The following is a 14,587-nucleotide window of genomic DNA, read 5'->3' as shown; positions in this document are numbered from 1 at the left end:
TCATTATTTCATACATTTTAAACAAATACATTGACAAAGTCAAAGGCGAACTGTAGTTTAAACTTTGTAAAGTAAAATGTTTACTAAGTATCCGGATACGGTGTATACATAAAATTCTCTTGGAGGTCCCATATCATGTCGTCCCATTCTCAAAGTATTTTCAGTCCGCGTTATTTTGCATTATCCATAGGAATTATATTGTCAGTGATGGCTGTTGGATTTGAAGGTTTGTCGGTAACGACAATTGCTCCTTCAATTGCTGGAGACCTGAACGGTCTTAACCTGTTCGGCTGGATATTCAGTACATATTTGCTTGCACAGATTATAGGCACCTTGGTTGTTGGTCGGATTATTGATAGAAGGGGACCTGCAGTACCATTTACGCTCGCACTTCTATTGTTTATTGTCGGGCTGGTCGCAGCCGCAACTGCAGGAGATATGTACACCATGATCGCGTCACGGGCCATGCAGGGTTTGGGTGCTGGAGCTATGATGACTTGCGTGTACACGGCCATTTCCTTAAGTTATCCGGACGAATTACGCGCCAAAATACTGGGAGCATTCGGTACAGCCTACGTTCTTCCGTCCATGCTTGGTCCATACATTGCAGGCCTTATTGCAGATCAGTGGTCATGGCAATTTGTGTTCTGGGGGATTCTACCAATCTTGTTGATTTCAGCACTCCTTAGCTTACCTGCATTTACGAAATTAAAATCACAGCCTGCCCAAGGGGCGAATGGATCTGCCGCAACTTGGATGGCACTGCTATTAACGATAGGTACGGGGACTTTATTAGTGGGACTTGGCAAGCTTCCGTCAATTATTGGATTTGTTATTGTCCTTATCGGGGGAGTACTGATGGTATACCCACTGCGCAAACTGCTGCCGGAGGGAACCCTTGCTTTGCGAAGAGGTATGCCCGCTATACTCGCTACGCGTGGATTGTTCTTCGCTGCTTATACCAGTACACAAAATTTCTTGGTGTTGGCTTTAATTGAGGTCAAAGGCATTACACCTTCTCAGGCTGGTTTAATTGTAGCAAGCGCTGCACTGAGCTGGTGTGTCATTGCTTATTTGCAAGGTCGTTGGGACTCGGCAGATCAGGGTCGTGGACGTCATAGACGAATTATTACTGGTGTTCTCCTGCTTGCCATCGGAATTACCATCGTATTTTGGATTCCTGTTGTGACCGTTACCGTAGCGGTTATAGGCCAGATCATAGCTGGAATAGGCATTGGATTAGCACATCCGATTAGCGGTGTTGTTGCGTTTTCCCAAACAGGAGAGGAAGGCGTTGGCAAAACCTCGGCAAATCTGCAATTTGCAGATTCGTTTACACCGGGCGTGGTCATCGGGATCGGTGGTTCCATCCTGGTGGTGTGTCAAGCTGGCGGGATGTCATTGCAATCAGGATTAATCGTAACGATGGGCTTTCATCTGTTGTTGATTGTCTTGAGTTTGATTGCCAGTACTCGGATTGCACCAGTAACAGACCAAATAAGAACGGGACTGCAATCGTTGGGTGTGAAAAACAAATAAACGGGGGTAAGTCAAGGAAGGTGTGATGGTACGATGTTGACTTCGGATACCGAGAAACTTTTCACAGCCTATCGTATTATTGGGACGAAATGGACGATCCATATCCTATGTACTCTTTCGCAAGGTCCTAAGAAATTCAGCGAGATTTACGAAAATGTGCCTTCCATCTCAGAAGCGATCCTATCCAAACGATTAAAAGGTCTTCAGGATGATCAGTTGGTGAAGAGAAAAGTTCGAACACATCCCATACAGATCATGTATGAACTTACACCCAAAGGGGCCGCTCTAGCTGCTTTCATACCCTGTTTGATGGAATGGTTTACTACAAATATGAATTAACGCAATGGAATATCCTGCGATTGCCATCATTTTATCCGGAGGTTTTCTGAATGAACCATGTGTTAATCCTATCAGATACGCATCACATTGTTAAAAGTTTAAGTTTGTTGATTCAAACCGAGCCGTCGTTACATGTACTGGAGGCTACTCGTGATGTGATCGGCAACATGGATCAACTTCCGGATAATTCAGTGATTATCGTAGATATGAATGTGGACAATATTGAGCTGCTAATAGAACAATTTCCCGAGAAATATCGAGTGATATTGTATAGCGGATCGCTGGAACTTATGGATATTCCTATCCATCTGCAATCAACAGGTTGTCGTTATTTTAATGCATATACGAGTCCTGAAGAAATCATTAAGATTTTAATGGGCTGCGTTTGAAAAGCAACAGCTTAGCCAAAAAATACGCTCCAAGGAGGTATAACAATGATTCAGGTCAGTGAAGCAGCAGCAGAAAAAATCGTTGAAATCCTGGCAAGTGCGGATACCCAGAATTCTTTCCTTCGGGTCGGGGTGGGTGAGGGGGGATGCAGTGGTTTATCCTATAACCTTATCGTAGATGAACAGCAAGAAGAAGGGGATATTTTATTAGATAAAGGTGTGTTTCGTATATTAGTTCACACCAATTCGGTCCCATACATTGAAGGACTTGAGATTGATTACGAAGAAAGTGGAATGTTAGGGGGATTCACCATGAATAATCCTAATGCAAAAGTTTCATGTGGATGCGGGGCCAGCTTCCGAATGGCGAATTACCGTGGTGAGGTCAAAAAATGTGATTAATTGTCAGGATGACGGAATATTTTCAACCAATATCTCATATTAAACATACAATGAAGGAGCTTTCTATTGGCCGATCGTGCAATCATGTCTTTTCAACTCAGGGAGAGAATGTCATGAATATTTTTGAAAATCACATACCTTTGGAAAAATTGAAATGGAATGAGCCATTAAAAGACCACACGTATATCAAACTGGGTGGTAAAGCAGACATACTTATCCATCCTACAACGAAAGAAGAAATTGTTAACGTGATTAACATTGCAAAAACACATCAAATACCTCTGACGGTCATTGGAAAAGGATCAAATGTCATTATCAAAGATCAGGGCGTGCGTGGAATAACGCTCTCTCTGAGCGAATTTGATCAGATTAAAGTCTATGGTGACAAGATTGTAGCGCAGAGCGGTTCCAACATTATTGATGTGTCACGTACAGCTTTGGATAACAGCTTAACAGGTCTGGAGTTTGCATGTGGGATACCCGGAAGTACAGGTGGCGCTTTATATATGAATGCAGGAGCTTATGGTGGTCAGATGGATGAGGTCGTTGAACGAGCGCTAGTGGTTACTAAACATGGAGAGTTGCTTAACATGGTCCGAGATGACATGCAGCTTGGTTACCGAAACAGTATCTTCCGAACGGATCACTACATCATACTTGAAGTGGAATTTAAGCTTAAACCAGGGAACAAGGATAACATCTCGAGTACCATGCAGGATTTAACGTTTAAAAGGGAATCCAAACAACCGCTTGAATTTCCCTCTTGCGGAAGTGTATTCAAACGTCCAGAGGGACATTATGTTGGAAAACTCATTCAAGAATGTAACTTACAAGGCACTCGCATTGGGGGAGCAGAAATTTCCAAGAAGCATGCTGGTTTTATCATTAATGCAGATGACGCCACTGCTGAGGATTATTTGGAATTAATCAAATTAATTAAACAAACAGTGCGTGATCAATTTAATATTGAATTGGAGACGGAAGTCATTATTTTGGGAGAGTAGGCTGCTATGAACAGTGAGCTAAGTGTTGTTATCTATATTCTGGTTCTCCTTAGTTCACATGAAAATGAGAAGTTAACCAGTACTCAGATCTCTGAAAGGATTCGGGTGAACCCGGCAAGGATACGCCGAGTCCTTAGCTCGATCAAAAAAGTGGGATACGTTAAGTCAAAAGAAGGTATAGACGGTGGTTATGTTTTGTCCAAAGACCCGCATGAGATAACCTTGAAAGATGTGTACACCCTGGTATCTTCCAAACCGCTTCAGATCCCCAAACCATCCATGATGACAAAAGGGAATTTAACATCAGAGGTAGATATTCAGCTCGTAAACATTTTCATAGAAAGTGAACAACAGTTAATGCAGCAGTTAGAAAAAATCACCCTAGGCAGTATGCTTCATGTGATGAAGGAATGTGCGTTGGGAAACGTGGAATCGTTTGATGATGAAGAAGAAATCATTGGAGGTTAATGTTGTGAAATTAATCGGATTGTCCGGGTCACTGATTGGATCAAAGACACCAGTAGGTGTGAATGCTGTACTCCAATTCGTAAAAAATAATCATCCAGAAATTGAAGTTGAACTCATAGATTTAAGAGATTATAAAGGAATCGAATTTTGCGATGGTCGCAAGTTGGAGGATTACAATGAAGACACCCAGTCGGTGGTTCAAAAATTGATAGATGCTGACTTTTACGTGATCGGCACACCAATATATCAATCCTCTCTGACAGGCGTACTGAAAAATGTATTCGACCTTCTGCCTGTGCAGAGCATTTACAATAAAGTGATGGGTTTTCTAGCAACCGGTGGCACCTATCAACATTATTTGGTAGTGGAAAATCAATTAAAACCGATTGCCGGCTTTTTCCGCTCTTATGTCGCCCCAAGCTATGTATATCTGAATAGTGATCATTTTGATGCAGAGAATAACATTAAAGATACTGAAGCCTTAAGTCGTCTGGAAAAGTTGGCTGAGGAGCTGGTCTTCATGCAGACTCAATTAAAAGCTTGATCCCGCCTGAAATAAGCAAGGAGTCGCCAATTTGGCGGCTTTTTTTGTTTTAAGTTCAATATAAATCTCATAACAAGAGTATAACTATTAAGCAATTCAATGCGTTATATTCATAAAGATTATAGATACGATAGCTCTCTCAAGAAATACACATCTATTAAGGTAACTAATGTAGAAACTATTACAATGGAGGGTATTATGCTCAAAACGAAAAAGAATCGACCGTTTACGAATTTGAAAGGTCAACTATTCCGATGTATCGTCGCAAGCTTTACAGCTGTGGGGCTTCTTGCTCTGGGGGGGAACGCCGTTATTCTGTCTCAAGCACATGCAGACGCACCTGATGTTTCGGTACGCAACTGGTATTCCTACATGGGGATTTCGGTACCAGAACTTAAGCCTTCCTGGACTGCAAAGGTGGACAATTATTTGAATATGAACGAACCTTATATTGGTCATCAGGCAGTAGCAGAAGAGGGTAAGGTATTCACTTTCGCTGATAGCAAACTGATCTCATTGGATGCAAAGACAGGCAAACGGCTATGGTCTTACGGAAAAGGATTAAAACCCTATGTTGTTTACCATAATAACGTCATTTACGGTCTTACTGGGGAGCATAAGCCTTATGCTTTGAACGCGAAGACAGGAAAAGCGATTTGGCAATCAGGCTCATCCACCTGGATCGATACACGATATCGTACAGAAATGTTAGTTCCAACGGGCGATACGCTTTATATTATCCAAGGCAGTACAACATTTGCATTTGATATGAAGACGGGCAAGCTGAAGTGGAGGGCTGACGAGCCGCTTGGTGAAGGAAACGGTACCGACTACCTGGAGGAATCTAATGGCGTCGTGCTTCGAACCTTTTATGTACAGGGGGCACTTACGTCCATTCAACTAAATGCATATGACAAGAAGACAGGCAAAAAGTTATGGGACGATTTCGGTCAAGGAGAAGCACTTCAAATTAAAGACGGTCTCGTGTATTCGGTTGATTATCATTCTTCCAAACTGACAGAATATCAATCAAAACCGGAACGTAAAGTGAGTGTGAATGCCTATAACCTCAAGACTGGCGTACAAAAGGGGAGCCTTGAATATAACTGGAAAATGAATGGTGATCCACCGTATGACTATGGGTATGGGAGTGTATTTGCAAGTAATGGAAAGGTATACATTGAACAAGGAGATCGGGTGGCGGAATACAACTTTGACAAATATATAGCTAATGCGGATCCTCTTCGGACTTATCCGCGCCCTTTTTATAAAGAAAACGGGCTGTCGCTTGGTATCGTGCAGGAAAGGCTGATATACAAAAATGAAACAACGGGAGAACTAGCGGGTATCAAGCTGGTGAATGGTCAGGAAATCAAGTGGTATGGCGACGCCCCTGTTGCTCAAATTAGCGTGTACGGCAAAGGAATGTACCGAACGCAGCGTAACGGAACAATGTTCGGAATTAATATGTTGACTGCTACACCCGTCTTTCGGGTAACCACCGGGGCAGATTTACACGAAGCGACGCTGAAGACAGATGGTATGATCATAATACAGGCGGAGGGTAAACTCCTCGGTGTAAAGCTGCCCGCATCGCTGAGATAAGCAAAGACTGAGTTGTGCTTCCATAAAAGAAAAGAACAAGGGTAGCTGGTCAGTGTGATCGGCTGCCTTTGTTTGTTTTTCATCTTCATAAAAGCAGAATTCATACTAAAGAGGCCAAAAAGTCAAAAATTATTTTTTCTCATGCGTGGCTATTTTGCTTCCTCCGGTGTCTAATTAAATGTAAATCAAGAGGAGGTTCCCCACCATGTCAGGAGCTCATGACACGAAACCTGTTTATCCGGATGAACAGGACAGCATCGCCATCTTTGAGAATACGTATGAGCAATATCGTCAACGAATCAGCAAATACTTCTCACTGAAATTGAATCCATTGGTTGCAGATGATTTGACCCAACAGGTATTTTTGAAAGCGGTCGAAAATATTCACAGTTTTAAAGGAAGCTCTAATCTATTCACCTGGATCTTTAAGATTGCTCAGAACACGGTGAAGAACGAATATCGCAGGTTATCGCGACAAAAAGAATCTCCTTATGATTTTACAGATTATGAATCGCAATCGATCTCTCTTGAATTTACGAAACATGTTGATATTCGCATTGATATTGGCTCTGCGTTACAAAAGCTGGATGAGATTGATCAGGAAATTATTGCATTACGCTTTTTCGTTGACTGCACCTTGCCCGAAATATCCAAGATAGTTGGACGACGGGAAAGTGCAGTAAAGAACAGACTATACAGGGCTTTGGAGAAATTAAGAAAAGAACTAAAAGAGTGGGGGGATATTGCCATCATGTCTATTCAAGACCTGATTTCCATTGTAAATAAAGGTGAAAACCATGATACGAATGATCGTACGACGAAAGTGCATCAAGATTTGTTCGATGAACTCAATAATAGTGTTGAACGAGTGTCGACCAAATATAAACATCATCCATCACAAAAGGTAGTTATTGAAATTTATCCTGATCTGCCAACGTTCCATCAAGCCGTCGGCGAAACAGATGCCCCCAATTGGTTTATGGGCACATATGAAGGGCATACTCTGAAGATTGTCTCTCCATTGAATCCGGGACCGGAGCATACGTATCAATCCATTCTGAAAGGCACAGTCCACTTGTTCGCCATGTGGCTAATCAGCGACATTAATCCTGCAGCTCCCAAATGGATAAGACAGGGTATTGGTGGATATGAAGCTAAACAGATGTCCCAAGATTTCATTAAAGGTTCAACGAAAGATACCATTCGCAACCAGTCGATTCCAACTTTTGATGAATTAAATAACGATACGTGGGATTTTGAAACGATGAAAGGTTTTCAGTTCTCTTATATGATGGTGGAATTTGTGGTTGAGCGATACGGGATAGAGGCATTAAACAAACTGATTCGCAATCCTCTAGATTTCAAAGGGATCTTTCAATGCAGTGAGACTGAACTGTATGAGCAATGGGTGAAGTATATAGAAATATAATAGAAATACAACCTTATACTTTTGTTTATAGGCTCGGTGATGAACCGGGCTTTTTTGTATTAGCAAAGGTTTGGAGCATTGATGTAGGTGAATTCGTTATATTTGACTTAGAGGGCACTCTAAGCTGTAAACTTGAAGAAGACACATCTGGAAGGAGATTATTTTGATGAACCAGGATAATAAGCCAAAAACCTCACAACATAAAATCGGTTCCGGATTCAACCATCGCACAACAGCTGAGGAAGTATTGAGTAACACGGATCTATCCGGAAAACTTGCCATCGTCACGGGTGGATATTCCGGATTGGGTCTGGAGACTACACGTGCACTCGTTCGTGCTGGAGCCAAGGTTGTTGTAACCGCACGTCGGCCAGCCATCGCCAAAGAGGCTCTTGCAGGACTAGCTGGTGTAGAGATCGATGAAATGGACCTCGCAGATCTCACCAGTGTCCGTGCTTTTGCCGATCGTTTTCTGCCAAGCAACCAGAGTATCGACATGTTAATCCTTAATGCGGGGATTATGGCTTGTCCAGAGACTCGCGTAGGGCCGGGCTGGGAAGCACAATTTGCTACGAACCATCTTGGACATTTCACACTAACTAACTTATTATGGCCGGCACTCGTAAGTCAGGAAGGAGCACGGGTTGTATCTGTTGCATCAACAGGACATCATTTCTCACCAATTCGCTGGGACGATATGCAATTTGAGAACGGCTATGAAAAGTTTCCTGCTTACGGACAGTCCAAAACAGCAACCATTCTGTTTAGCGTTGAACTGGATAGACGTGGTGCAGATCAGGGAGTGCGTGCGTTCTCTGTACATCCGGGTGGAATTCTGACGCCGCTGCAACGACATATGCCGAAAGAGGAAATGATCGCATTGGGCTGGATTGATGAGTCTGGTCAAGTTGCCAATCCAAACTTTAAAACGCCAGAGCAAGGGGCAGCAACGCAAGTATGGGCAGCGACATCTCCGCAACTTGAGGGAAAAGGTGGCGTGTATTGCGAGGATTGTGACATCAGTGAGCCAGCTCCTGCGGATGGAGCCTTCTTTGGAGTCAAGGACTATGCTATCGATCCTGAGCAAGCCCGTCGTCTATGGGAAGTTTCCGCCCAGTTGACTCAAACGGATTTACCAATCTCTTAAGATCTGTTTTCTGTTCACGAGGAAAGTCGCCTGAAATGGCGGCTTTTTTGTGTTGGAAATGCCCTTCGTGTACAGCATCCTGTGTAAAAAATGTTTTAAAATAAAGTTCAAGGTTGAAATTTAATCATTTCAAAGAAGAAACGTAAAACGCATCGAATCCTTAGACTCGATGCGTTTATTTTATATTGAAGTCACAGGTTTATTTTTTAGTATAAGATCCTAATTGTTTCTGTGAAAAAGGATGAACAGAGTTTTTGTTTCTCAGCCACATATTGCCTTTAACAATTAAAACATAGACAGCTACGATAAAATAAATGGTGCTCCACATCCAATTTGCTGGTGTTAACATATTCTGTTCATAGGCACTTTTAATGTACCAGATTCCAATTGGCAAATGCAGAAATATCGCTGAAAATAATCCGGGATTATATATACTTTTTGCCTTTATATTGGCGAAGATGCCATGCCAGATAATCTGGAAAAAACCCATTAATACAGGTGCCAGACCCAGCCATACAATGGAAGGGAAGAATACAGGCGGTAAATAAAACACATAGGCGATAATCAGATTAATAATCATGGCTGACTGCTGATTTAACGGGTATCTCTCAGGTGTCTTACTTTGGAACAGAGCTTTATTAAACAATCCTGCAAAGTAACCCGGCCATCGATATTCTTCAAATTGGTGCAGGAGTATGGCAATAAAGCTTAACCACAAAATGCTGTTAATGCGCGGAAGTGTTCCCCAATCCAAGATGAGATAAATGCATACAAGGCATGCAATGATCAATCCCAAGTCTTGCCAATGTTTTCTTAACATGTTCAACTGAATCGCCTCCATCAATGTTGTTTAATGAAAGTATCTTTCAAAGAGCAAGTCAATTTGTGCTTCTATCGGAGCAATCTTCACAGAAGCTCCTTTTTCCAGAATAGGACTCATAAGTGCCGGGAGAAAAAGCGCCCCGAAAACTTGCGTCATCATTGTGGTCAGTCGTTCCGGTTGTTGCTCTCCGGTTATCTCTTTTAACGTATTTTGAACTTTGGGGAACCCCAATAAATTTAAGAATGAACCGTATTCCTGTTGAGATGAGAAATCTGCTGAACCCATAAGAATAATTCTGGATAACAATTCGGGATATTCACGGATGACTTGTAAATAATCCATTAAGAATTGCTTTAATCGATCTCGGGCGGGAATGGATAATTCATCGAGTATAACAAAGGTATGCTGAAAGCTACTCAGAATCATTTTAATAGATTCACTGATCAAATTTTCTTTGGAGCCGAAGTAATAATTAACCAGGGATACATTTGTGCCAGAGGCTTCGGCAATTTTTCGAATGGTGATGCTTTCAAATCCACTTTGTTTGGTGAACTCCAGTGTGGCTTGCATAATCTTTTCTTTTGTTTCACTTTTCTTGTCTGGTTCCATATGTAAAACCTCCAATAAAGTTATTCAAACAATGTTTTAAACAGTGTTTGAATTTATATTAGCACGATTTCCTAATATTGCAAGTCATACATTTGGATTATTGACCATTAACTAAGAAACATCATAGCGAAGGCTTTCGTTAAGGCATGTTCATTTTTTCGTGGGTGTTCTATTATGAAATGCGAAAAGGTTGATGTAACAAAAATATCTCTAAACAAAAAGCGCTATACCTGTGGTATGTTTTACGTACGTATACTGCTTTAATGTGAGAGGAGATTGTATGCCACAAGTGAAAAGAGTAATTCGGAGCAAGTGGTTTCTATGGATAACGGGTGTTGTCGGTATTTTGATCGCTGCATTTTGCGTACTATCCTTCTTCCTCGTAAATTCGGTATCGGCTACTTTTGAAGCCGGAAGTGTTGAAGAAAAATATGCTCTGCCCGGCACGTACGAGGTAGATACGCTGGAGATCAAGGACAAACAAGGCGAGAAACTCTACAGGGTTTATTCTCCGCAATCAACGGATGTCTTGCACCCGCTCATCGCTTGGGGCAATGGAACGGGGGCATTACCTGACAATTATGATCAGTTGTTAAGACACCTGGCCGGTTGGGGATTTATTGTCATCGATACATACAGTCAAACCACAGGTACAGGAAAAGAAATTATGGCTGCGATAGAATATATGCTTAGTGAAAATGAAGCGACGGTCAGCCCGTTCTATCACAGGATTCAAAAAGATCAGGTCGGTGCGGCAGGGCATTCGCAGGGATCAACAGGTGTGATTAACGCTCATACGAATTTTGAGAACGGGGATCTCATCAAAACGGTTGTATCGATTGCTCTGCCTGATCTGAAATATTGTGATCCAGAGGATGTGTACGATACATCAGCGCTGAAGGTACCATTTTTTGTTATTGGGGGAACCCGAGATTTCATCATTTCCCCGTCAGATTCCAACAAATTGGCGTTGGAGAATACCAATCCGGATCTTCCGGTCTTAATGGCCATGGCTAAAGGAGCTACACATACAGCGATAGAGCAGGATGGAGGACAGCATAGAGGTTATTTGACAGCTTGGATGAGATATCAATTGATGAATGATTTGGAGGCAAGAATGGCCTTTGTTGGAAAACATGATGAAATAGGAATGAATAAACATTGGAAGGATGTTACTTCCGCAAATTTACAATAGTCATAGCTCACATAAATCGAAGGACCCTTCTCAAATGGAAGGGTCCTTCTTCGTAATTACGTTGAACTCTCAATAGATTACTATAAATATAAACGTTTTCATTAGTGGTATCCTGTTAAATACCAAACGGTAGCTATGATTTCGCCTTTGCTGTTGACTGTCTGGGAATAAGCATCGTGGGTAACTTGACCTGAAGATACTCACTGCTTGGATTCTCCACTTGTTTCAGGATGACTCTGCCCGCTTCTCGTCCGAGTTCAAGTTCCTGCTGGACAACAGCCGTGGGTGGAATGGTACAGAACTCCGGAAATTCGACATCATCGAAGAACACAACGGATAAATCTTCCGGTACAGAGATCCCCATCTGCATCGCCGCTTGAATAACATGAGGGCTGAAATTGGAAGACAGAAGGGCCGTCATCTGCGGATTTGCCTGTAAAAACTTCTGAATCATCATGATAACCTCTTCATCGCTGTCACTCATGGCCAGACGTGTCATCTGTATACTGCGATCAATCAGAATATGACGGTCCTCCAAGGCTTTCTCATACCCATGCAATCTGTCCTCAATACTTGATGTCCCCTCAGCAAGAGTGGAAATAAAGCCAATTCGACTGTGCCCAAGCTCATGAAGATGCTTAACTGCCTGAATAGCTGCCTCATGGTTGTCTGAGCTGATGGAGTTGGTCTCCACCCCTTTTAGATTGCGGTCCAGAAGGACTAGGGGGAAGCGATTTAGCGTAAGCGCAAGGATCTCATTGTTATAGTGTTCACCCTCAACGGGATAGATAATTAGTCCTCTAACGCCTGCCTGTTTCATTTCCTGGATTTTCAGAATCTCCGTCTCTTGTGAATCATTCGTCTTGGCAAATAACAATTGATAGCCATTCTCTGAAAGGGTGTCCTCAATTCCGCTCAGCAGATTGGCGGTGAACCGATTGTCGAGACGGGGGAGAAGGAACCCGATCGTTGGTGCTATGAGCTGCTCTTTTACCGCTGATGTGATGTTATGAATCTCCTCGGGGCTGTGATCGTTAACAAAGGTGCCTTTGCCTTGAAGTCGGTAGACAACTCCTTTATCGACCAAAGCAGTGAGGGCATTTTTCACTGTGATACGGCTCACACTGAATTGCTCAGCCAGTTCATTTTCGGAAGGAATTCGGCTGCCTGGTTTCCAATTTCCGCTTCGAATCTGGTCAATGATATATGTTTCGATTTTCTTGTACATTGGCTTGAAGGTTCTAACCATCGCATTTTATCTCCATTCACTATTAGTTCGTTCTAAATATATTATATTAATACAACATATACAAGTGCTAAAAATCAATAACAAGTGAGTAAGACAAGAAGATTGAAATTACGAACAAACATGATAAAAAAACCTTATGAATAAACAATTTATTAGGAATACACTTTGTTAAGTTGTATCTAAAAATAAACATTTACAAGTAAAAGTATGTTGTTTATATTGTTTTTAAAGTTTGTTGGATAAAGCGTTTCCAACGAGCCTTCATAATCTTATCTATGCTTCGAATTTTTTATCAAGTGTTCTTTAATTTAAAAAGGGGGTGCAGCGGTTTTTAACGCCAATTTGTTGTCGTGGAATATTCATTAAGCCAGAAACGATCCAAAATTAAAGATAAGGGTGGTTGCGGGATGAAAAAAAGAGCAGGCATGATCGTTACTTTGTTAACTGTTTTCTCACTTATTGTAAGCGCTTGCGGTGATGCGCAGTCCGGGGGGACGGAACCCAAAGCGAGTAAAGAGCTGACGATGTGGACGTGGAAGGTTGCTTACACGCCAGGGATTGAAGCAGCTGCGAAATTGTATGAAGAGAAAACAGGAATCAAAGTCAAACTCGAGACCTTTACACCAGATGATACGTATCGCCAAAAATTCCAGGCGGCAGCCAACTCCAAAAATTTGCCGGATATCGTGAACTGGTGGGCAACGGCAGGAGATTCCATAGAGAACTCGGTGCTCGAGCTGTCTGGTGAAGTGAGTGATGATCTGTTGAACAGCTACTACAGTGCTGCAATGGACCCGATCATTGTCACACAGAGCCAGGTTGATTCCTGGAAAGAAGACAAGAACGCCACCACAATTCAAAAGTCACTGAAGACTGGCCAGTTCTATGGACTGCCGCTTGATATCGGAGGATTCTTTACTTTCTATGGTAACAAGAAGCTGATCGAAGAAGCAGGGCTGACAGCCGAAGCGCCCAAAACGTGGGAAGAGTTCGTCACCATGATGGAGACTGTCAAAGAGAAAACAGGTACTCCTGGGCTAGTGTTTGGTGCAAAGCTGCCTGATCTGTGGGAAAACTGGGCCGGTTCGGCACTGTCCATCATGCTGAACGAACCTCAAGGTTATATTGATCTGCTCGAAAGAAAGTCCAAACTAAGCGACCCTTCAAATCTGCCGGTAGTAAAAGCGATGGAGACATTGGCAAACAAAGATCTGCTTATGCCGGGAATTTTGTCAACGGATATTGATGGAGCAGACCAGGCGTTTGCTGCTGGCAAAGCCGCTTTCGATCTCGGTGGTTCGTTCACAATGTCTACCCTACTGGCTATGGGAATGAGTCCTGACGATATTTTCACCTTCCCGGTACCTCCGCTTGAAGGATCTAAAATTAACAGCTGGACGACTGATCCATTCACGTTAACGATGTTGTCAGTAAATAAAGATTCGCAGAACAAGGCTGAAGCGCTCGATTTCATTAAATTCCTCACCGGTGATCCGGATGCTGCTGTTGCTTTTGCTAATGCGGCGTATACAGTACCTGCACTGAATCTGGGCGATCGTGCAAATGATCTGGACCCGAACCTGAAATCAATTTCAGATGCATTCGCTGCCGAACCTGGTCCTTACAGTCAAGCTTCACCTGCAATCAATACGTATCGTGGCAAGCACAAAGAGTGGGAAGTGTATGCCCAGTCCATGCAATCCATGATCGAGAAAAAGATGACTGCTGAACAAGTCGCCAAGAAGTTCGACGACACCATGGAAAGTCTGAAAGCGAGCGGGAACTAGAACACCAAAGCAATTGGCAAGCCCCGTAAGGGGCTGTCGATTGCCAAATTGAGAGCAA

16 protein-coding genes are annotated in these 14,587 nt (G+C 42.6%); 13 read left to right on the top strand and 3 right to left on the bottom strand.

Features of this window, described 5'->3' with window-relative positions; all coding sequences use genetic code 11:
* Positions 1-135 precede the first annotated feature (135 nt).
* The 11 genes from MHB84_RS29120 to MHB84_RS29070 all read left to right on the top strand — a co-directional run bounded on the left by MHB84_RS29120 (position 136) and on the right by MHB84_RS29070 (position 8,866).
* Positions 136-1,539, top strand: a complete 1,404-nt coding sequence (locus MHB84_RS29120; protein ID WP_076288509.1) for an MFS transporter — start codon at positions 136-138, stop codon at positions 1,537-1,539.
* Between the two features lie 33 nt (positions 1,540-1,572).
* Positions 1,573-1,878, top strand: coding sequence for a winged helix-turn-helix transcriptional regulator (locus tag MHB84_RS29115; RefSeq protein ID WP_076288510.1), 306 nt, complete (start codon positions 1,573-1,575; stop codon positions 1,876-1,878).
* A gap of 50 nt (positions 1,879-1,928) precedes the next feature.
* The gene (locus MHB84_RS29110) at positions 1,929-2,267 is read left to right on the top strand and encodes a hypothetical protein (RefSeq protein WP_076288511.1); all 339 of its coding nucleotides are present in this window, start codon (positions 1,929-1,931) and stop codon (positions 2,265-2,267) included.
* 45 nt (positions 2,268-2,312) lie between these two features.
* Positions 2,313-2,669 carry a HesB/IscA family protein gene (locus tag MHB84_RS29105; protein ID WP_076288512.1) on the top strand — a complete coding sequence of 119 codons (357 nt, stop codon included), beginning with the start codon at positions 2,313-2,315 and terminating at the stop codon, positions 2,667-2,669.
* Positions 2,670-2,782: 113 nt separating this feature from the next.
* Positions 2,783-3,673 carry a UDP-N-acetylmuramate dehydrogenase gene (gene murB, locus MHB84_RS29100; protein ID WP_076288513.1) on the top strand — a complete coding sequence of 297 codons (891 nt, stop codon included), beginning with the start codon at positions 2,783-2,785 and terminating at the stop codon, positions 3,671-3,673.
* 6 nt (positions 3,674-3,679) lie between these two features.
* Positions 3,680-4,141, top strand: a complete 462-nt coding sequence (locus MHB84_RS29095; RefSeq protein ID WP_076288514.1) for an Rrf2 family transcriptional regulator — start codon at positions 3,680-3,682, stop codon at positions 4,139-4,141.
* A 4-nt stretch (positions 4,142-4,145) separates the two neighbouring features.
* Positions 4,146-4,685, top strand: coding sequence for an NADPH-dependent FMN reductase (locus MHB84_RS29090; RefSeq protein WP_076288515.1), 540 nt, complete (start codon positions 4,146-4,148; stop codon positions 4,683-4,685).
* A gap of 198 nt (positions 4,686-4,883) precedes the next feature.
* Entirely contained in the window at positions 4,884-6,290 is a 1,407-nt protein-coding gene (locus MHB84_RS29085; RefSeq protein WP_076288516.1) for an outer membrane protein assembly factor BamB family protein, read from the top strand.
* A gap of 205 nt (positions 6,291-6,495) precedes the next feature.
* Entirely contained in the window at positions 6,496-7,719 is a 1,224-nt protein-coding gene (locus MHB84_RS29080; protein ID WP_076288517.1) for an RNA polymerase sigma factor, read from the top strand.
* A complete protein-coding gene (locus tag MHB84_RS29075) occupies positions 7,695-7,886 on the top strand; it encodes a hypothetical protein (protein ID WP_170867790.1) in 192 nt (63 codons plus the stop codon). The genes MHB84_RS29080 and MHB84_RS29075 overlap by 25 nt, the downstream gene beginning before the upstream one ends.
* Positions 7,886-8,866: an SDR family NAD(P)-dependent oxidoreductase gene (locus tag MHB84_RS29070; RefSeq protein ID WP_076288518.1), complete on the top strand. Its 981-nt coding sequence runs from the start codon at positions 7,886-7,888 to the stop codon at positions 8,864-8,866. Before MHB84_RS29075 ends, MHB84_RS29070 begins: the two co-directional genes overlap by 1 nt.
* Positions 8,867-9,065: 199 nt before the next feature.
* Here the strand turns inward: MHB84_RS29070 and MHB84_RS29065 are convergent, their stop codons facing one another.
* Positions 9,066-9,692: an HXXEE domain-containing protein gene (locus MHB84_RS29065; protein WP_143764610.1), complete on the bottom strand. Its 627-nt coding sequence runs from the start codon at positions 9,690-9,692 to the stop codon at positions 9,066-9,068.
* A 24-nt stretch (positions 9,693-9,716) separates the two neighbouring features.
* Positions 9,717-10,298 (bottom strand): TetR/AcrR family transcriptional regulator, encoded by a 582-nt coding sequence (locus MHB84_RS29060; protein ID WP_076288519.1) that lies wholly within the window; start codon positions 10,296-10,298, stop codon positions 9,717-9,719.
* 280 nt (positions 10,299-10,578) lie between these two features.
* Between MHB84_RS29060 and MHB84_RS29055 the strand changes: the two genes are divergently transcribed.
* Positions 10,579-11,493 carry a poly(ethylene terephthalate) hydrolase family protein gene (locus tag MHB84_RS29055; RefSeq protein ID WP_076288520.1) on the top strand — a complete coding sequence of 305 codons (915 nt, stop codon included), beginning with the start codon at positions 10,579-10,581 and terminating at the stop codon, positions 11,491-11,493.
* Positions 11,494-11,626: 133 nt separating this feature from the next.
* Here MHB84_RS29055 and MHB84_RS29050 read toward each other — a convergent pair whose 3' ends face one another.
* A complete protein-coding gene (locus MHB84_RS29050; protein WP_076288521.1) occupies positions 11,627-12,742 on the bottom strand; it encodes a GntR family transcriptional regulator in 1,116 nt (371 codons plus the stop codon).
* A 407-nt stretch (positions 12,743-13,149) separates the two neighbouring features.
* Between MHB84_RS29050 and MHB84_RS29045 the strand changes: the two genes are divergently transcribed.
* A complete protein-coding gene (locus MHB84_RS29045; protein ID WP_076288522.1) occupies positions 13,150-14,529 on the top strand; it encodes an ABC transporter substrate-binding protein in 1,380 nt (459 codons plus the stop codon).
* Positions 14,530-14,587: the final 58 nt, after the last annotated feature.

Origin of the sequence: Paenibacillus sp. FSL F4-0087, assembly GCF_038020215.1 — a bacterium.
Taxonomy (GTDB): Bacteria; Bacillota; Bacilli; order Paenibacillales; family Paenibacillaceae; genus Paenibacillus; species Paenibacillus taichungensis.
The sequence above is the reverse complement of the archived record's forward strand: the minus strand, read 5'-3'. Positions and strand labels throughout refer to the sequence as shown.

Coding starts and splice junctions, on each gene's coding strand:
- MHB84_RS29080 (WP_076288517.1), top strand. CDS start 6,496: ATGTCAGGAGCTCATGACACGAAACCTGTTTATCCGGATGAACAGGAC.
- MHB84_RS29115 (WP_076288510.1), top strand. CDS start 1,573: ATGTTGACTTCGGATACCGAGAAACTTTTCACAGCCTATCGTATTATT.
- MHB84_RS29045 (WP_076288522.1), top strand. CDS start 13,150: ATGAAAAAAAGAGCAGGCATGATCGTTACTTTGTTAACTGTTTTCTCA.
- murB (WP_076288513.1), top strand. CDS start 2,783: ATGAATATTTTTGAAAATCACATACCTTTGGAAAAATTGAAATGGAAT.
- MHB84_RS29075 (WP_170867790.1), top strand. CDS start 7,695: ATGGGTGAAGTATATAGAAATATAATAGAAATACAACCTTATACTTTT.
- MHB84_RS29110 (WP_076288511.1), top strand. CDS start 1,929: ATGAACCATGTGTTAATCCTATCAGATACGCATCACATTGTTAAAAGT.
- MHB84_RS29070 (WP_076288518.1), top strand. CDS start 7,886: ATGAACCAGGATAATAAGCCAAAAACCTCACAACATAAAATCGGTTCC.
- MHB84_RS29055 (WP_076288520.1), top strand. CDS start 10,579: ATGCCACAAGTGAAAAGAGTAATTCGGAGCAAGTGGTTTCTATGGATA.
- MHB84_RS29095 (WP_076288514.1), top strand. CDS start 3,680: ATGAACAGTGAGCTAAGTGTTGTTATCTATATTCTGGTTCTCCTTAGT.
- MHB84_RS29050 (WP_076288521.1), bottom strand. CDS start 12,742: ATGGTTAGAACCTTCAAGCCAATGTACAAGAAAATCGAAACATATATC.
- MHB84_RS29105 (WP_076288512.1), top strand. CDS start 2,313: ATGATTCAGGTCAGTGAAGCAGCAGCAGAAAAAATCGTTGAAATCCTG.
- MHB84_RS29060 (WP_076288519.1), bottom strand. CDS start 10,298: ATGGAACCAGACAAGAAAAGTGAAACAAAAGAAAAGATTATGCAAGCC.
- MHB84_RS29120 (WP_076288509.1), top strand. CDS start 136: ATGTCGTCCCATTCTCAAAGTATTTTCAGTCCGCGTTATTTTGCATTA.
- MHB84_RS29085 (WP_076288516.1), top strand. CDS start 4,884: ATGCTCAAAACGAAAAAGAATCGACCGTTTACGAATTTGAAAGGTCAA.